16 protein-coding genes are annotated in these 17359 nt (G+C 69.3%); 13 read left to right on the forward strand and 3 right to left on the reverse strand.

Annotated elements, in window-relative coordinates:
* Window position 1 precedes the first annotated feature (1 nt).
* The 4 genes from ABZ923_RS32105 (at window position 2) to ABZ923_RS32120 (ending at window position 4333) form a co-directional block, all read left to right on the forward strand.
* A complete protein-coding gene (locus tag ABZ923_RS32105; protein ID WP_361478743.1) occupies window positions 2-472 on the forward strand; it encodes an NUDIX domain-containing protein in 471 nt (156 codons plus the stop codon).
* Between the two features lie 379 nt (window positions 473-851).
* Entirely contained in the window at window positions 852-2984 is a 2133-nt protein-coding gene (locus ABZ923_RS32110; protein ID WP_361478746.1) for a hypothetical protein, read from the forward strand.
* Window positions 2985-3441: 457 nt separating this feature from the next.
* Entirely contained in the window at window positions 3442-4098 is a 657-nt protein-coding gene (lepB, locus tag ABZ923_RS32115) for a signal peptidase I (RefSeq protein WP_361478749.1), read from the forward strand.
* A 10-nt stretch (window positions 4099-4108) separates the two neighbouring features.
* On the forward strand, window positions 4109-4333 hold the full coding sequence (locus ABZ923_RS32120) for a hypothetical protein (protein WP_361478752.1): 225 nt from the start codon (window positions 4109-4111) through the stop codon (window positions 4331-4333).
* A gap of 95 nt (window positions 4334-4428) precedes the next feature.
* On the opposite strand, the gene ABZ923_RS32125 is transcribed toward ABZ923_RS32120, so the two are convergent.
* Entirely contained in the window at window positions 4429-4920 is a 492-nt protein-coding gene (locus tag ABZ923_RS32125) for a MarR family transcriptional regulator (RefSeq protein ID WP_361478755.1), read from the reverse strand.
* Between the two features lie 86 nt (window positions 4921-5006).
* Between ABZ923_RS32125 and ABZ923_RS32130 the strand changes: the two genes are divergently transcribed.
* The 9 genes from ABZ923_RS32130 (at window position 5007) to ABZ923_RS32170 (ending at window position 15837) form a co-directional block, all read left to right on the forward strand.
* Window positions 5007-5375 carry an HGxxPAAW family protein gene (locus tag ABZ923_RS32130; RefSeq protein ID WP_361478758.1) on the forward strand — a complete coding sequence of 123 codons (369 nt, stop codon included), beginning with the start codon at window positions 5007-5009 and terminating at the stop codon, window positions 5373-5375.
* Window positions 5376-5441: 66 nt separating this feature from the next.
* Window positions 5442-6407, forward strand: a complete 966-nt coding sequence (locus ABZ923_RS32135; RefSeq protein WP_361478761.1) for a Bro-N domain-containing protein — start codon at window positions 5442-5444, stop codon at window positions 6405-6407.
* 121 nt (window positions 6408-6528) lie between these two features.
* A complete protein-coding gene (locus ABZ923_RS32140) occupies window positions 6529-7401 on the forward strand; it encodes a DUF2797 domain-containing protein (protein ID WP_361478764.1) in 873 nt (290 codons plus the stop codon).
* Between the two features lie 94 nt (window positions 7402-7495).
* Window positions 7496-8236 carry a response regulator transcription factor gene (locus ABZ923_RS32145; protein WP_236053546.1) on the forward strand — a complete coding sequence of 247 codons (741 nt, stop codon included), beginning with the start codon at window positions 7496-7498 and terminating at the stop codon, window positions 8234-8236.
* Entirely contained in the window at window positions 8233-9837 is a 1605-nt protein-coding gene (locus tag ABZ923_RS32150) for an ATP-binding protein (RefSeq protein WP_361478767.1), read from the forward strand. Before ABZ923_RS32145 ends, ABZ923_RS32150 begins: the two co-directional genes overlap by 4 nt.
* A gap of 13 nt (window positions 9838-9850) precedes the next feature.
* Window positions 9851-11350, forward strand: coding sequence for a glycosyltransferase (locus ABZ923_RS32155; RefSeq protein ID WP_361478770.1), 1500 nt, complete (start codon window positions 9851-9853; stop codon window positions 11348-11350).
* Window positions 11347-13524 (forward strand): glycosyltransferase family 39 protein, encoded by a 2178-nt coding sequence (locus ABZ923_RS32160; protein ID WP_361478773.1) that lies wholly within the window; start codon window positions 11347-11349, stop codon window positions 13522-13524. Before ABZ923_RS32155 ends, ABZ923_RS32160 begins: the two co-directional genes overlap by 4 nt.
* Before the next feature lie 59 nt (window positions 13525-13583).
* Entirely contained in the window at window positions 13584-14969 is a 1386-nt protein-coding gene (locus tag ABZ923_RS32165; protein WP_361478776.1) for an MFS transporter, read from the forward strand.
* A 109-nt stretch (window positions 14970-15078) separates the two neighbouring features.
* Window positions 15079-15837, forward strand: coding sequence for a TetR/AcrR family transcriptional regulator (locus ABZ923_RS32170; RefSeq protein WP_361478779.1), 759 nt, complete (start codon window positions 15079-15081; stop codon window positions 15835-15837).
* Between the two features lie 24 nt (window positions 15838-15861).
* Here the strand turns inward: ABZ923_RS32170 and ABZ923_RS32175 are convergent, their stop codons facing one another.
* Together ABZ923_RS32175 and ABZ923_RS32180 are read right to left on the reverse strand one after the other, a co-directional pair.
* A complete protein-coding gene (locus tag ABZ923_RS32175; RefSeq protein WP_361478782.1) occupies window positions 15862-16332 on the reverse strand; it encodes a PPOX class F420-dependent oxidoreductase in 471 nt (156 codons plus the stop codon).
* A 55-nt stretch (window positions 16333-16387) separates the two neighbouring features.
* Complete coding sequence (locus ABZ923_RS32180) at window positions 16388-17209, reverse strand: YceI family protein (protein ID WP_361478785.1); 822 nt, start codon at window positions 17207-17209, stop codon at window positions 16388-16390.
* Window positions 17210-17359 lie beyond the last annotated feature (150 nt).

Here is a 17359-nt window from a genome sequence, read left to right on the forward strand (position 1 = left end):
CATGGCACGGACCGAGTACTACGACGACCCAGCGGCACCGGAGCCGAACAGCCTGGTGGTCGCAGCGTCCGCCGTGGTCACCGACGACGAGGGGCGCGTACTCCTTCAGCGCCGCCGGGATAACGACCTGTGGGCGCTGCCAGGCGGTGGCATGGAAATGACCGACTCACTCCCAGGAACGGCCGTCCGCGAGGTGAAGGAAGAAACCGGACTGGACGTAGAGATCACCGGGCTCGTGGGCACGTATACCGACCCTCGCCACGTCATTGCCTACTCGGACGGTGAGGTGCGCAGGCAGTTCAACGTCTGTTTCACCGCCCGCGTACTTGGGGGCCGGCTCGCGATCTCGGACGAGTCCACGGAGCTGCGGTTCGTCCGGCCGGAGGAGATCGATCAGCTGCCGATGCACCACACGCAGCGTCTTAGGATCCGCCACTTCCTCGAGCACCGTGAGCAGCCCTACCTCGGCTGATTGAGACCTGCGACATCCGCCTTTAGGAGAGAGTCTGGGGCGTCGGGCGGGTTACTTGGGCTCCATTGGACCGAGCTTGCACGCGCGGATACGTCCGCCGGTAACCCCTCTTGACCGTGGCAGACCTTAGATCCGGCACGACAGTGACACGAGGTGGCGGGCTAGCTGTGGTCCTTGCCCTCCGGACAGAAGTTCTCCGCGTCGAACCGTCCGTCCTCGGGCATACTGAAGCGAGTCTTGCTGGACAGGGGGCAGCGTGGGGAATAGTGACTCGAACGAACCGCTCAACCACGACGCGGGCTCACTGAGTGAGCCGGATGAGCGCAACGCAGTCCGCCGTGCCGAATTGGTCGCCTTCATCCGATACCAGCTTTCCAAGATGCGCGCGCGCAATGAGCATCATAAATTCGAGGATCTCTGCCGATCGTTTAGTCGACAGAGGATCGCTAAGAACATCATCCCGGCGACCGGTCCGGTATCTGCGGGTGGAGACCAAGGCCGCGACTTCGAAACATTCTTAAGCTACACGAAGAAAAATATGCAGTCGCTCGGGACGTTTTTGGGCATTGAAGACGGACATAAGATCGTATTCTGTTGCAGCTTGCAGCAATCCGCACTGTCCTCCAAGGTGATGTCAGACGTTCGTGCAGTTTGCGGCAATCCTGGTTCCATGCGGCTTGACGCTATTGTGTACTTCATCGAGGCCGATGTGCCTACCAGCCTCCGACATCGGCTGACTGACGCGGTGCTGCGCGACTATGGAACTCAGCTGAGCATAATGGACGGCGGGGCCTTGGCGGAGTCGCTAGCCGAGCCGGAAAACATTTGGATACCAGTCGAATACTTGAACCTTTCACTGGATTTGCTAGGCGGATCCAGTTTGGCCGCAGTTACGAAGGAACTGTTTGCTACGGGCGAGGTTCTCGTACGTCCCCTGAGCCAGCTGGACCCCATACGCGACCTCGGCGTTCACGCGCCAATGGAACTAGGCGGATGGTCTGGCCTACCCGAATACGTTCCGAGGTCTATTGATACCCATCTTGACGCATCCCTCGACGGTGGATTGATTGTGATTGAGGGGGGATCTGCATCAGGGAAGACAAGGGCTGCTTATGAAGCCATGTTGCGAAGTGCGAGTAAAACCGGTGAAAGGCCTGTCGTAATTCCTAAGGATGGGCGCGCACTGAGAAGGCTTATAGCGGCCGGGTATAAGCTTGAAGGCTCCATCGTCTGGCTGGATGATTTTGAAAAATACGTAGGAATAGAGGCGATCGATGAAGGGATCGTGCGCCTATTTGCGTTAAATAGCAGTGTTCTATTTTTGGCAACGCTTCGATCCCGCGCCAAAGCAGCTATGGAGTTGGCGGTGGCAGGGAATCCAGGCAGGTCGCTGGCTAGTATCAGCCGAGCTGTGCTGGCTGGAGCTAAAACGCTGAGGATCGCGCGTCACCTCGACGCGAGCGAACGCGCTGAGGCGGCACAGCATGCTGCTGATCCACGGATCGCTGCTGCACTGTCATCTGAAGTGGCCGGGTTCGCTGAGCATATCGCTGCCGCACCTGCGACTCTATCCCGGTGGAAGGATGGTCAGGACGGAGCCAACGAGGTTGGTGCTGCACTTGTATCCGCCGCTGTGGACTTGAGGAGGGCGGGATACCTTTCTCCCGTGCCTAGGGAATGGCTTGAAGCCATGTACGTGGCATATCTTGATCCCCGTATGCGGGGTCGCACCGATGAAGAAGAACTCGATGCCGCCTTCTTATGGGCCACTGAAATGGTTAGTGGCGCCAGTTCCTGCCTTGAAATCTACGACAAATCCCTCTATTCGCCGTTTGATTATTTGGTTGATTTCGCGCAGCAGGAAGGCGTTGTGGAGGGCGGAAATGACCACTCGACTCGCCGTCTTCGAGATATTCCCGAGCTGGTGTGGCATGAGTTGCGAGACCGTGTTTCCATCGATGATCCGAGCTTCATGAGCTGTGTTTCCACATCCGCGTTGTCGCTGCACCCCGGCCTAAAGTGGTCTTATGATCGAGCCATAGAGGAGGGCCGCATATCGAGCGACTCTCTAAAGGATCCCGGTGTCCTGCTTAACTTTGTTCGCGCATGCGTGGCATCCAACATGTGTGTTGTGTGTCAGGCAGCTGTGCACAGCCTTGACATAGGCGCCATTCTTGCTGCCTTGCTGGACGAATGTGCTCCTGTGATGGATGATCCGAACCGTTCTCCGACTCGGTCTCAGGTCGAGGCTGTGCAGGCGCTAGCTAGCATGGGTGAAGACTCGGGTCTTCGCAATCCGAGTGCCCCGTTGCATGTGGCGGCACTGCTAACCCCCTCCGAAAAGTGGAAGCAACTCGGAGAGTTCTTGCTGTCTGTAGGGCTTATCGCTGGACGATACTGGGTTTGCTTTTCAGAATTGCAGCAGGGGATGAGTCCAAGATGGCCGGTATCTCTCATTAAGGCGCAGTCAATCCGTCTACCAGGAGATCGCCGCCCCCCGAATCAGCAATGAGGTCGGGCCGGTGGCTGTGCGCGCGTCACGGCGTCGGTCGGGCTGGAGCGGGCGCAGTTATCGCTCCCTAGCCGGCGGGGCCTGGAGTCCTGCATATTGCTGCCAGTCGCGCTGGCTGATGCCACCGTTCAGCGCTGACGGCAACCCTGACGGTAACGAAGGCACACAGAGGCCGTTGATTACGACGGTCAGCGATCAGCCGGCAGGAAGGCGCAGACCCCGCCCAAGGGCCTGCCCGATCCTACGGATCAGAAGGTTGCAGGTTCGAATCCTGCCGAGTGCACTCAGAGCGAGAGGCCCCGGAGAGATCCGGGGCCTCTCGCGTTTCCGGGGCGTACAGCAGCGAAGAACAGCAACGGGGTTTGGATCAGCCGGTCCTCCTCGGTCATGGGTGAGCGCGTCACATAGCCTCTACTGGCCCGCACAGCCGTTGGGCGGTTCAAGGGGAGGGATGCTCATGCGGCGGACGATCGCCAGGTGGAGAGATGTGGCCTGGGTGTTGGCACCCTTCGGGTTGGTCCTCCTGGGAGGGGCCCTCGTGTACGCCCTCGCGAACTACAGGACGGTCACGGTCATGGGCGACTCGATGCGGCCCACGTACCGTCCGGGTGATCGACCGCTGATCGAGCGCATCGACGCGACCGAGATACGCCGAGGTGATGTCGTACTCATCGATCCGCCCGAGCGCCATATGGCGGAACCGGTGTTGCGGCGGGTCATCGGGACAGGTGGCGATCACGTGGTGGGAGCCGGGAACCGGGTCACGGTGAACGGCAAGCCACTCGACGAGCCCTACGTGACGGATGCCTACGAGGACCTGGCGGTCGGCCCGTACGACGTGAAGGTCCCGGAGGGGCGGTTGTTCGTGCTCGGCGACCACCGTGCGAACTCCAACGACTCGCGTTACCACCTCGGTGAGCAGTCGGGCAGTTTCGCGGCCGCCGGAGTCCAGGGACGAGTGTTGGAGAACTCCGCCGCACCCACAGTGCTGGTGACCATCGGAAGCCTCGGGATCGCGCTGACTCTGCTCGGCATCGGAGGGTACGTAGCCAAACGACGCGCCCGGCGATCGCTTCCGTCCGCCGCCCCATGGCCAGGTCTGGAAGAAGGGTGACGTCATCCAGGTGACCGACACCCGCGGGAACCACGCCGAGGCGGGCATCATCGTGTACGTGAACGGCAAGAAGCGCTACCCGCTCTGGACGATGGAGGACTACGCCCATTCGGTCCGCGATGCCGAGTACGGCGGGGTGTACAACCTGCCGGAGGGCGCCAGGATCGGCGTGTCCATGTGGGGCGGCGCCACGGTCGACAAGACCATCGACCACTCGTGGGTCAACGACCACTGACGCCGGCGCCGCGAGCTGAGGACGTCATGGGCCCCGGGAGGATTCTCCCGGGGCTTCTCGCGTCTCGGCTCGTCGTCCCCCTGCATGTCAGCGGGTCAGCACTCCTCGTCCGGGTCGTTGCGGTTCAGCTTCTCCAGGTATTCGTGGGCCAGGCCCGTGGCCCGGGTGAACCACTCGGTGATGATCGCCAGTTCCTCCGGTGAGTAGTCGGAGAAGAGGGCCGTCAGGCGCTTGTAGTGACCGGCGTACACCGCCTCCACGCGGGTGACGGCGTCCGGTACGGCGGCCACGCGCACCCGCCGGCGGTCCGCGGGGTCGGGACGGCGGGTGACGTAGCCGGCGCGTTCCAGGCGGTTGAGGATGCCGGTCACCGCGCCCGTGGTGACGTGGGCCCGGGCCGCGAGGTCGCCCGCCGTCAGCAGGTCCTCGCCGGCCTCCAGGACGAAGGCGAAACAGGTCAGGTCGGTGACGTTCAGGCCCAGCCGCCGGGCCAGCTCCTGCTGTCCGATGAGGTGGGCGGCGATGAGGTGGTCCATCGCCGACAGCGCCTGGGCCGGTGTGGCGGGCGGGCGCGGCGTGCCGTGCATCTTTCGGAATCCCTTAGATCGTGAGATATTCGGAGCGTAAACTTCTTAGTCCGTGAGGGAATGGGTTCGTCCCTGGAGGCGGTTCCATGAGTCTGTACGACGAGGGTCACACGATCGCCGGCTGGACCGGCTTCGGTATCGCCACCGCGGGGAGTGCCGTGGCGGGGTGGGGGGTGTGCGCGGCCTCGCTGCCGCTGGTCGTCGGCGGGTTGGCCGTGGTGGCGGCCGGTGTTCTGGTGACCTGGGTCCTGCACCTGTCCGGCTGGGGCAAGCCGCCCGGCGTACGGCCGCGGGAGCAGTGGGGGATGCGGGTCCGGGACGCGCGGGCCCGGGAGGGGCACGCCGGGTGCGTCTCGTGCCGGTTGGCGGGGCGGGGGCGGCGGGTGGAGGAGCGGCCGGTCGCGGTGCCGGGGGTTGTTTCTGCCGAATCGATCCCTCTGTCCCCTATCGAGTGAACGAGCTCTCTTCGAACGGAAGTTGCCGATCGCCGACCCTAGCTTCCGGGGTGGAGGTGATGCTCGATGTACGAGCAGGACGACACCCCGTCGGAGGAGCCGACGGGACGGACGCAGGACGCGATCGACGTCAACGACTTCGTGTTCGCGGCCACGGGGGCACGGGTGCGGAGGCTGACCACGCCGGCGGGGGAGCACTGGTTTCCGGCGGTGGATGTGGCGGCACGCCTGGGCTACTCCAACACGCGCGACGCCCTCAAGTCGCACGTTGACGGCAGTTTGCAAAGGAGCCTGGGTGAGATTGCACAAGGTGTCGGTACAAGCGACACCTTGCGCAAACTTGCAGGTCACAGGCTTCAACGCTCGATGAAGATGGTGAACCTCAAGGGGCTCGTCCAACTCGTCAACGGCTGCACCAAGCCCGAGTGCCAGCCCTTCAAAACCTGGGTTTGCGAGGTCATCGAGTCCGTCCAGCGCGACGGCTTCTACTCCCTGGACCCCGCCCCCGTGCAACCCGCTGCCGACGGCACCACCGCCTACCTCATGCCCCAGGAGGTCGCCGACGCGATCGTCCGGCTGGAGGAGCGGAACATCCGGGCGGACGAGGAGCTGGCGGTCGCGCAGATCGAACGCATCGAGCAGATGCGCCGGGCCAGCGACCACCTCGGCGTCCTCACCGACCGCGTGGGCGGTGTGCACGACGTGCTCGGCCGGATAGCGGACACCCTCGATCTCATCGCCGACCGGCTGCGGCCCCCGGCGGCCACCCCGCCCGCCCTGACCCCCCAGCAGCTCCTCGCCGGCTGGCGGGCGAAGAACCTCGTCGTGACCGAGGACGTGCACGCCGTGGCCGCCTGTCTGGCCCCCGGGCTGGTGCGCGGCCCGGTGCACTGCCGGCTGGAGGAGGTCGCGGACCGGACGGGGCTCACGCTCGACCGGGTCCATGACTGCGTGCGGATGCTGATCAAGCGGGGCTGCATGCGGCAGTCGGGACTGGGGGCCGGGGGCGCGCCGGTGTACGTGCTGCCGTAGCCGAGCGGTCGAGGAAGGCCCGAAGCCGCAAAACAAGGTTGCGGCTTCGGGCCTTCGCTCACCGTACTCCCCCTCATCCGCCCGCATCCACTGTCAGACCCACCCCCTACCCTCACGAGTGATGGCACAGGTCTGGACATGCACGGGACTGCGGTGGGCGGCAGGTGGTCCGGTGCTGGAGTGGAGCGGCGGGCGGCGCAGTGCGCTGCCCCGGGGGAAGCGGGTCGCCTTCGCCGTGCCGGAGGGGGGCGTGCGCAGGTGTGTGGGGGCGCGGGGGAACGCCTGTGCGGTGGGGGCGGTCGTGCCGGGGCGGAGTACGGGGGCCCGGTGCGAGGAGTGCGCGCGGCTGGACCGGGCGCACTCCGTGGCCGCCGACACGATCGCCGACGATCCCCGGCCGTACCGCGTGTATCTGGCGTGGTTCGGGCCGGGCATGGTGAAGGTCGGCATCACCGCCGTCGAGCGGGGGCCGGCGCGGCTGCTGGAGCAGGGGGCCGTGTGTTTCAGCTGGCTGGGCACCGGCCCCCTGATGGCCGCCCGGCGCACCGAGGAGCTGCTGCGGGCCGCGCTGCGGGTGCCGGACCGGATTCCGTACGCCGAGAAGCGGGCGGTGCGGTCCGCCCTGCCGGAGACTGGGGAGGAGCGGGCCGTCGAGGTGCGGGAGCTGCACGCGCGGGCCGTCGCGCTGACCGGGTGGCCGGAGTCACTGCGTCCGGAGCCCTGCGAAGTCGTGGACCACACAGGGGTGTTCGGGATCGGCGAGGGGCCGGGGGCCTTCGGTGAGGTCCTGGAGCTCGTGCCCGGCGGGGGACTGGGCGGCGAACTGGTCGCTGCGGCCGGGCCCGATCTCCATCTGGCGGTCGGCGGGCGCGGGGTCGTCGTCCTGGACACCCGTCTGATGGCCGGCTGGGAGCTGGTGCCGTCGGGGCCGGCGGACGCCGGATGCGGCTTTCCGGTACGGGAGTTCAGGCGGGAGCCGGACGGCTTGTTCTGACCCAGGGGTCCCCTGGGAGACGCCTGTGTGTTTCTCAGGGAATTCACAGATGCGTGAAAGCGTGTTCTCAGAGGACCCCGACATGGTGTCCGCCATGACCACGACCTCGCCCCAGGGGCGCACCGAACTGCTGAGGCCGGACGGGAGCCCCGTCCGAGTGCTTGTGGTGGACGACGAGCTGTCGATCACCGAACTGCTGAGCATGGCTCTTCGTTACGAGGGCTGGCAGATCAGGAGCGCGGGGGACGGGCAGGGAGCCGTCCAGACGGCCCGTGAGTTCCGGCCCGACGCCGTCGTGCTCGACATGATGCTGCCCGACATGGACGGCCTCGCCGTCCTCGGGCGGCTGCGCCGCGAGCTGCCCGATGTGCCCGTCCTCTTCCTGACCGCCAAGGACGCGGTGGAGGACCGTATCGCCGGGCTCACCGCGGGCGGCGACGACTACGTCACCAAGCCGTTCAGCCTGGAGGAGGTCGTCGCGCGGCTGCGCGGGCTGATCCGGCGGTCCGGGGCGGCCGACCGGCGGTCGGATTCCGTGCTCGTCGTCGGGGACCTGACCCTGGACGAGGACAGTCACGAGGTCTCGCGGGCCGGGGAGTCCATCCACCTCACCGCGACCGAGTTCGAGCTGCTGCGCTTCCTCATGCGCAACCCCCGGCGGGTGCTCAGCAAGGCGCAGATCCTGGACCGTGTGTGGTCGTACGACTTCGGCGGGCAGGCCAATGTGGTCGAGCTGTACATCTCCTATCTGCGGCGGAAGATCGACGCCGGACGGGAGCCGATGATCCACACCCGGCGTGGGGCCGGTTACCTGATCAAGCCTGCCGCGTCATGAGCGGGCGACGACGGCCGCGTCCGCAGGAGCGACTGAAGCGACGGGCAGGACAGCCGCGCACCCTGCGGACCCGGCTCGTCGTCGCGTCCGTGACGCTGATCGCCGTGGTGTGTGCCGTGATCGGTACGGTCACCACGCTGGCGCTGCGCTCGCACCTGTACGCCCAGCTGGAAGGGCAGGTGGGGGAGGCCGGCAAGCGCCTGTCGGGCCGTATGAAGCCCGGCGGGCTGAACGAGCCCGGGCTGACGGACCGGCTCACCGGCTTCGTCCAGGGGCCGACGCAGCCGAAGACGATCGCCGCCGAGGTCGGCACCGACGGCACGGTCACCCGGGCGGTCATCGCCAGGAAGGCCGCCACCGACAACGGCCCGTTCCAGCGGAACGACGCCGTCGTGCTGAGCGACGAGCAGAAGGCCGCCCTGGCCAAGGTGCCCACCCGGGGCACGCACACCGTCGTCGTCCCGGGCCTGGGCGAGTACCTCGTGCGGTACGTCGTCGGAGCCGAGGGCACCTACTACGTCGGCCTGCCGACCGAGACGGTCGGCAACACGATCAGCACCCTGATCCTCGTCGAGGTCAGCGTCACCGCAGCCGGCCTCGTCGCCGCGGGCATCGCCGGGTACGTGCTGGTCGGCCTCGCCACCCGCCCCCTCCGCAAGGTCGCCGCCACCGCCACCCGGGTCTCCGAACTGCCCCTGCACACCGGCGAGGTGAACCTGAGCGAGCGGGTGCCGGAGGCGGAGTGCGATCCGCACACCGAGGTCGGCCAGGTCGGTGCCGCGCTCAACCGCATGCTCGACCACGTGCACGGCGCCCTGCACTCGAGGCAGCAGAGCGAGACGCGGGTACGGCAGTTCGTCGCCGACGCCAGCCATGAGCTGCGCACACCCCTCGCCTCCATCCGCGGGTACGCCGAGCTGACCCGGCGCGGCCGCGAGCAGGTCGGACCGGACACCCGGCACGCCCTCGGGCGGATCGAGTCCGAGGCCGGGCGGATGACGCTGCTCGTGGAGGACCTGCTGCTGCTCGCCCGGCTGGACGCGGGACGGCCGTTGCAGTTCGAGGAGACCGATCTCATCCCGCTGGTCGTGGACACCGTCAGCGACGCCCGCGCGGCCGGCATGGGCCACAACTGGCGGCTCGACCTGCCCGACGAGCCGGCGCCGGTGTCGGCGGACGCGGCCCGGCTGCAGCAGGTGCTGGTCAACCTGCTGGGCAACGCCCGCAATCACACCCCGCCCGGTACGACCGTCACCGCGCGCGTGCAGCGGCGCGGGCCGTGGATGTGCGTGGACGTGGAGGACAACGGGCCGGGCATCCCGGCGGAGCTGCTGCCGCACGTCTTCGAGCGGTTCGCCCGGGGCGACTCGGCGCGGTCCCGGGCCACCGGGTCCACGGGGCTCGGGCTGGCCATCGTGCAGGCCGTGGCCGCCGCGCACGGCGGTGCCGTGACCGTGGACAGCGTGCCCGGCCGCACCGTGTTCACCGTGCACCTGCCCGCGCTCGCCCCGGCGGCTCCCCGGCCGGAACCCGGCATGAGCTGGCAGTCGGACTCACAGGCACAGCACAGTGCCACCACATGGGTGCGACAGGGCGCCTGACCAGAGTCGGGGCATGCGAACCGACTCTTCTCCCGGCACCCTGCCGGCGCGGGAGCACCTCCCGGCCGCAGCCGCCGGAACGCCTGTCCTGGACGTAGTGATCCCCGTCTACAACGAGGAGAGGGACCTCCAGCCGTGCGTCCGCAGACTGCACGAGCACCTCACGCGCACGTTCCCGTACGCGTTCCGCATCACGATCGCGGACAACGCCTCCACGGACACCACCCCGCTGGTGGCGGCGCGGCTGGAGGCGGAGATCCCCGAGGTCGCCCACTTCCGGCTGGAGCAGAAGGGCCGGGGGCGGGCGCTGCGGACGGTGTGGTCCGCGTCCGAGGCGCCGGTCCTCGCCTACATGGACGTCGACCTGTCCACCGACCTCAACGCCCTGCTGCCGCTGGTGGCACCGCTGATCTCCGGTCACTCCGACCTGGCGATCGGCTCCCGGCTCGCCCGCGCCTCCCGGGTCGTGCGCGGCCCCAAGCGGGAGTTCATCAGCCGGGCCTACAACCTGATCCTGCGCGGTTCGCTCCAGGCCCGCTTCTCGGACGCGCAGTGCGGCTTCAAGGCGATCCGGCGTGATGTGGCGCAGGTGCTGCTGCCGCTGGTGGAGGACACCGGCTGGTTCTTCGACACGGAGATGCTGGTGCTGGCCGAGCGGGCGGGCCTGCGGATCCACGAGGTGCCGGTCGACTGGGTGGACGACCCGGACTCCACCGTGCACATCGTGCGGACGGCCACCGACGACCTCAGGGGCGTGTGGCGGGTCGGCAGGGCCCTGGCCACCGGTTCGCTGCCGCTGGACCGGCTGGCCCGGCCCTTCGGTGACGACCCGCGCGACCGCGACCTGACCAACGTGCCCAAGGGCCTGGCCCGCCAGCTGGTCGGCTTCTGCGTGGTCGGCGTCCTGTCCACCCTCTTCTACCTGCTGCTGTACAGCGCGTTCCGGCAGTTCGCCGGCTCGCAGCTCGCCAACGCGCTCGCGCTGCTGGTCTCCGCGATAGCCAACACGGCCGCCAACCGGCGGCTCACCTTCGGCGTGCGCGGCCGGGGCGGCGCGGTTAGGCACCAGGCGCAGGGCCTGGTCGTCTTCGGTATCGGTCTCGCCCTGACCAGCGGCTCGCTCGCCGCCCTGGACGCGGCGGGCGGCAGCCCGGCGCACTCGACCGAGCTGGCGGTGCTGATCGCGGCCAACCTGGCGGCGACCGTGCTGCGCTTCCTGCTCTTCCGCGCCTGGGTCTTCCCGGACCGGGGGGAGACCGAGCCGTCCCCGGGGGCCGCCGCGCACACCCCGTCCGCGCCGGCGCACCGCACCCCGGCGCCGTCCGCCCCGCTGCCGCACCGCCCGGTGCCGTACCAGCGGCAGACGTCCGCGCGGCCGTACGAACAGCCGTACCCGACCACCCGTTTCCGCGCCGGTGAAGCCGCGGACGGCAACTGGAGGGACACCACCGACGCCACCATGCGGTTGCAGCCGGTGCACCCTCACGACACCGACCCGAAGGACGCCCGATGACCGGTACGACCGTCTGGGGGCCGCCCCCGACCGCGCCCCCGCACACCCCCGGGGCAGGGGAAGCCAAGCTGCCGTTCCCGCGCGGAGTGTGGCGCGGCCGGCCCGAGGACCCCCGCTGGGCCCGTCCGGCCCTGCTCGGCCTGCTGGCCGCCACTCTCCTGCTGTACCTGTACAACCTGAGCGCCTCCGGCTACGCCAACTCCTTCTACTCGGCGGCCGTCCAGGCGGGCAGCGCGTCCTGGAAGGCGTTCTTCTTCGGTTCGCTGGACGCGGGCAACGCCATCACCGTCGACAAGCCGCCGGCCGCGCTGTGGCCGATGGCGCTGTCGGTGCGGGTCTTCGGCCTCCACTCGTGGGCGATCCTCGCGCCCGAGGTGCTGATGGGCGTGGCGACCGTCGCCGTCGTCCATGCGGCCGTGCGCCGCCGGTTCAGCCCCGCGGCCGGTCTGATCGCGGGTGCGGTGCTCGCGCTCACGCCCGTAGCGGCGCTGATGTTCCGGTTCGACAACCCGGACGCCCTGCTGGCCCTGCTGATGTCCGTGGCCTGCTACCTCGTCGTCCGGGCCGTGGAGGACGGCCGCACGAAGTGGCTGGTGTGGGCCGGGGTCGCGATCGGTTTCGCGTTCCTCGCCAAGACGCTCCAGGCGTTCCTGATCCTGCCGGCGCTGGCGATCGTGTACGCGGTGTGCGCGCCGGTGCCGTTGCGCAAGCGGTGCGGGCAGCTGGCCGCGGCGACGCTCGCGCTGGTCGTCTCCGGCGGCTGGTGGGTCGCGGTCGTCGAACTGTGGCCGGCCTCGTCGCGGCCGTACATCGGCGGCTCGCAGAACAACAGCTTCCTGGAGCTGACCTTCGGCTACAACGGTCTGGGTCGGCTCAACGGCGAGGAGACCGGCAGCGTGGGCGGCGGTGGCGGCAGGGGCGGCACCGGCATGTGGGGCGAGACCGGCTGGGACCGGATGTTCGACTCCGAGGTCGGCGGCCAGATCTCCTGGCTGCTGCCGGCGGCGCTGATCCTGCTCGCCGCCGGCCTGGTGGCCACGCGCCGGCTGCGCCGGACGTCCGTCACCCGCGCCTCGTTCCTGGTCTGGGGCGGCTCGCTGCTGACGACCATGGTGGTCTTCAGCTACATGGCGGGCATCTTCCACCAGTACTACACCGTGGCCCTCGCCCCCTACCTCGCGGCCGTCGTCGGCATGGGCGCCGGGCTGCTGTGGGAGCGGCGGCGGGAGTCGTGGGCGTCGGTCACGCTCGCCGCGTCCGTGGTCGCGGCGGCGGCCTGGGGGTACGTCCTGCTCAACCGGACCCCCGACTACCTGCCCTGGCTGAAGTGGCTGGTCCTGATCGGCGGGCTGGCCGCGGCGCTCGGCCTGGTCTTCGCCGGCCGGCTCCCCCGGCAGCCGGCCCTCGGGGCGGCGGCGGTGGGTCTCGTGGCCGCGCTGGCCGGACCGACGGCGTACACGCTCAGCACCGTCCAGGAGGGCCACACCGGGTCGATCGTCACGGCCGGTCCGGCGGGCGCCAGTGTGATGGGCGGCCGCGGCGGCGGTCCCGGCGGTGGCGGCATGCGGGGCGGCTTCGGCGGGGGCATGCCGGGCGGGCAGAACGGCCGGCCGGGTCAGCAGAACCAGCAGGGTCAGCAGAACCAGCAGGGCAACGGGTTTCCGGGTGGCGGTTTCCCCGGCGGCGGCATGCCGGGCCAGAACGGTCAGCAGGGCTGGCAAGGTCAGCAGGGCCTGCCGGGGCAGCAGAACGGCACCGGCAACGGCTTCCCCGGTGGCGGCCGGATGGGCGAGGGCGGTGGCGCCGGTGGCCTGCTGAAGGGCGCCAGCGTGACGTCCGAGGCCAAGAAGCTGCTGGAGAAGGACGCCGGGTCGTACACCTGGGTCGCCGCTTCCGTCGGCTCCCAGAACGCGGCCAGTTACCAGCTCGCCACCGGCGACCCGGTCATGGCGATCGGTGGCTTCAACGGCACCGACCCCTCTCCGACGCCGGCGCAGTTCAAGAAGTACGTCGAGGACGGGCGGATCCACTACTTCATCGCCGGCGGCGGCATGGGCGGCGGCGGCAACGGCGGTACGGCCTCCCAGATCAGCTCCTGGGTCCAGAGCACCTTCAAGAAGGTGACGGTGGGGTCGGCCACGTTCTACGACCTCACCCGGAAGGCCGGCGACTGAGGCGAGCCGACCGGAAACCGCGTTGTACACCGTATAGCAGCCGCTATACGGTGTACGGCATGTCGACATCCCAAGGCCACCCCCAGCGCTGGCTGATCCTCGGCGTCATCTGTCTCGCGCAGCTCACCGTGCTGCTCGACAACACCGTCCTGAACGTGGCCATCCCCTCGCTCACCCGCGAGCTGCACGCGAAGACCTCCGACATCCAGTGGATGATCAACGCGTACTCCCTGGTGCAGTCCGGCCTGCTGCTCACCGCCGGCAGCGCCGCCGACCGCTACGGCCGCAAGAAGATGCTGATCACCGGGTTCGCCCTGTTCGGCGTCGGCTCGCTCGTGGCCGGGCTCGCCGGCAGCACCTCCCAGCTGATCGCCGCGCGGGCCGGCATGGGCATCGGCGGTGCGCTGCTGATGACCACCACGCTGGCCGTGGCGATGCAGATCTTCTCCCCCGAGGAACAGCCGAAGGCGATCGGCATCTGGAGCGCGGTCAACGCGCTGGGCTTCGCCGGCGGCCCGCTGATCGGGGGCTTCGTGCTCGACCACTTCTGGTGGGGCGCGATCTTCCTGATCAACCTGCCGGTCGCGGCGCTGGGCCTGGTCGCCGTGGTGGCCCTCGTCCCCGAGTCCAAGAACCCGCGCGGCGACCGCCCGGACCTGCTGGGCGCGCTGCTGTCCACCATCGGCATGGCCGCGCTCGTCTACGCGATCATCTCCGGGCCGGGACACGGCTGGACGTCGGCGCGGGTGCTCGCCACGGCGGCCGTGGCGGTGCTGGTGCTGGGCGCCTTCGCCTGGTGGGAGAGCAGGGTCGAGGAGCCGATGCTCGACGTCCACTTCTTCCGCGACCGGCGGTTCACGGGTGCGGTCGCCGGGGCCGTGCTCATCGTGTTCGGTATGGGCGGCGCGCTGTTCCTGCTGACGCAGCACCTGCAGTTCGTGCTCGGCTACGAGCCGCTGGAGGCCGGGCTGCGGACCGCCCCGCTGGCGCTGACGGTGGTGGTGCTCAACTTCAGCGGGCTGTCGGCGAAGTGGGCGGCGCGGCTGGGCACGCCGGCGTCGATCGCGCTCGGCATGATCTGCATGGCCGGGGGCCTGGTGTCCATCGCCGAGGTGGACAGCGGGGGTTACGCGGGGACGCTGCTCGGGCTGCTGCTGATCGGTGCGGGGTGCGCGGTGGCGAATCCGGCGATGGCGCACGCCATCATGAGCGCGATCCCTCCGGAGAGGGCGGGGGTGGGGGCCGGCATCAACGGAACGTTGGCCGAGTTCGGGAACGGGCTTGGTGTCGCCGTGCTGGGCGCTGTGCTCAGCTCTTCCGTGGCGTCGGGGGAGTCGTTGTCCGCTGCGCTGGGCGCGGGTCAGCTGGTGGGGGCCGTCGCGGTGCTCGTCGGCGGGTTCCTGGCGGCCGGATTGCTCCGCCGGGCGGAGAGGGCGTCCGCCTAACGGCACGGGGGACGGGGTAGTGGGGCGACTGCGGGTGCGTTGTGGCTGGTCGCGCAGTTCCTCGCGCCCCTAGGTTGGGACAGTGAGCGCAAACGAGGAAGGGCCGCCGGTGACGAAGCAGGCAGGTCGGTCGGCGCGGGACAGCGTGTGGCGGGAGGGCCGGGTCCGGCGCGGTGGGCGCAGTGGGCAGCCCTCCGGGCTCGACCGGCAGCGGATCACCGAGGCGTCCGTACGGCTGCTGGACGCGGAGGGGCTGGCCAAGTTCTCCATGCGGCGGCTGGCGGCCGAGCTGAACGTCACCGCGATGTCCCTGTACTGGTACGTCGACACCAAGGACGACCTGCTCGAACTCGCCCTGGACGCGACCTACGCCGAGCTGCGGCTGCCCGACCCGGACCACACGGACGAGGACTGGCGTGAGCAGCTGCGGGCGCTGGCCGCCGCGTACCGGGGGCTGCTGGTCCGGCATCCCTGGCTGTCCCCGCTGGCCGGGCGCTTCCTGAACATCGGCCCGAATTCGCTCGCGTTCTCCCGCGTGGTCCAGCAGGTCGTCCGCCGGGCGGGGCTGCCGGCGCACGGGGTGACGGGGGCGATCGCGGCCGTCTTCCAGTTCGTGTACGGCTTCGGCACGATCCAGGGGCACTTCCAGGCGCGGATCGCGGACACCGGGCTGTCTCCGGAGGAGTACTTCGAGCAGGCCATGTCCCTGGTGGACGAGGTTCCCGGCACCGCCGACGTGATGAAGGAGTCCAAGGACCTCATGGCGGCCCGGGGCGGCGACACGGTGGACGAGATGCTGGACCGCGACTTCGCCTTCGCCCTGGACCTGCTGATCGCGGGCATCGAGGCGATGGTCGCCCGCGGCTGACGACTCCCCCGCCGGCCGCGCTGCCTACTCCCCCGAAACCAGCCGCGCGGGGAAGCCGCCCGTGGCGATCGGGCCCCACCGCCGGGGGGTCACGCGGATGAGGGACTTTCCTTGCTTCAGCATGGCCGCACGGTATTCGTCCCAGTCGGGGTGTTCGCCGGCGATGTTGCGGTAGTACTCGACCAGCGGTTCCACGGAGTCGGGCGTGTCGATGACCTCGGCCGTGCCGTCGATCTGGACCCAGGGGCCGTTCCACTCGTCGCTCAGGACGACCAGGCTGACCCGGGGGTCGCGCTGGGCGTTGCGGGTCTTGGCCCGCTCCGGGTAGGTGGAGACGACGATCCGGCCGGAGTCGTCCACCCCGCAGGTCAGCGGGGACGCCTGCGGGGAGCCGTCGGCCCGGCGGGTGATCAGCAGGGCGCGGTGGCGGGGTCGTACGAAGTCCAGCAGCTCGTCCAGCGATACACGGGTGTTGGTAGCGATGTTCGGTGCCATGGGGGCAGCCTAGGGGCGGTGGGCGCCCCGGTGGCTGACCCTGCTGTGCCTACGTCTACGCCCGGGGCAGCGAGTCGCCCTGGACGGCCTGGATGTCCAGCTCCACCTTCAGCGTGGTGCCGATGGCGGCGATGCCCGCCTGGAGGACCTGGTTGTAGTTCATGGCGAAGTCCTCGCGGTGCAGTTCGGCGGTGGCCCGGAACGCGGCGCGGGTGCCGCCCCAGGGGTCGGCGCCGGTGCCGAGGTAGGCGAGGTCCAGGTCCACCGGCCGTACGACCCCGTGCAGGGACAGCTCACCGTGGACCGTCCAGCGGTCGGAGCCGGCCTGGGTCACCCCCGTGGAGCGGTAGGTGATCTCCGGGTGCCGTTCGACGTCGAGGAAGTCCCCGGACCGCAGGTGCGTGTCGCGCATGCCGTTGCCGGTGTCGATGGACGCCGCCCGGATCACCGCCTCCACCCGGGACTTGGCGACGTCGTCGGGCGCGATCTCGATGGTGCCGCCGAACTCCGTGAACCGGCCGTGCACGCTGGAGATCCCGAGGTGCTGGGCGACCGCGGCGACGGAGGAGTGCGCCGGGTCGATGGTCCACGGCCCGGGCGGCGGCAGCTCGGTGCCGCCCTGCCGGGCCAGCGTCACCGTGCCGATCTCGGCCCGGCCGCTCGCGGTGACGATCGCGCTGGACGCGGCGGGCGCGTAGCCGACGGCGGTCACGATCACGGTGTACGCGCCCGGTGCCAGCTCGGTGGTGTCCCGTACGGCTCCCTCGGCGTCCGCCTCGGCCCGCAGCACCTGCGTGCCGGTCATGTCGGTCACCGTGACGACCGCGTGCGACACGGCCCACCCGTCCCGCGTACGGATCTTCGCGGTCAGTCCCATCCCGTTTCTCCCTGAAAAAAGCTCAAAAAATGGTCGTATGAGACCGGCCCGCGGCGGGCGCCGCGGTGGGACAGGTCGACGAATCCGGTGCCGTCGGCGAGGGCGCGCTGCTCGCGGTACAGGTCGCCGTAGTGGGCGGCGACGCCTTCG

Source organism: Streptomyces sp. NPDC046881 (assembly GCF_040645015.1).
Taxonomy (GTDB): Bacteria; Actinomycetota; Actinomycetes; order Streptomycetales; family Streptomycetaceae; genus Streptomyces.

Coding starts and splice junctions, on each gene's coding strand:
- ABZ923_RS32105 (WP_361478743.1), top strand. CDS start 2: ATGGCACGGACCGAGTACTACGACGACCCAGCGGCACCGGAGCCGAAC.
- ABZ923_RS32110 (WP_361478746.1), top strand. CDS start 852: ATGCGCGCGCGCAATGAGCATCATAAATTCGAGGATCTCTGCCGATCG.
- lepB (WP_361478749.1), top strand. CDS start 3,442: ATGCGGCGGACGATCGCCAGGTGGAGAGATGTGGCCTGGGTGTTGGCA.
- ABZ923_RS32125 (WP_361478755.1), bottom strand. CDS start 4,920: ATGCACGGCACGCCGCGCCCGCCCGCCACACCGGCCCAGGCGCTGTCG.
- ABZ923_RS32130 (WP_361478758.1), top strand. CDS start 5,007: ATGAGTCTGTACGACGAGGGTCACACGATCGCCGGCTGGACCGGCTTC.
- ABZ923_RS32135 (WP_361478761.1), top strand. CDS start 5,442: ATGTACGAGCAGGACGACACCCCGTCGGAGGAGCCGACGGGACGGACG.
- ABZ923_RS32140 (WP_361478764.1), top strand. CDS start 6,529: ATGGCACAGGTCTGGACATGCACGGGACTGCGGTGGGCGGCAGGTGGT.
- ABZ923_RS32145 (WP_236053546.1), top strand. CDS start 7,496: ATGACCACGACCTCGCCCCAGGGGCGCACCGAACTGCTGAGGCCGGAC.
- ABZ923_RS32150 (WP_361478767.1), top strand. CDS start 8,233: ATGAGCGGGCGACGACGGCCGCGTCCGCAGGAGCGACTGAAGCGACGG.
- ABZ923_RS32155 (WP_361478770.1), top strand. CDS start 9,851: ATGCGAACCGACTCTTCTCCCGGCACCCTGCCGGCGCGGGAGCACCTC.
- ABZ923_RS32160 (WP_361478773.1), top strand. CDS start 11,347: ATGACCGGTACGACCGTCTGGGGGCCGCCCCCGACCGCGCCCCCGCAC.
- ABZ923_RS32165 (WP_361478776.1), top strand. CDS start 13,584: ATGTCGACATCCCAAGGCCACCCCCAGCGCTGGCTGATCCTCGGCGTC.
- ABZ923_RS32175 (WP_361478782.1), bottom strand. CDS start 16,332: ATGGCACCGAACATCGCTACCAACACCCGTGTATCGCTGGACGAGCTG.
- ABZ923_RS32180 (WP_361478785.1), bottom strand. CDS start 17,209: ATGGGACTGACCGCGAAGATCCGTACGCGGGACGGGTGGGCCGTGTCG.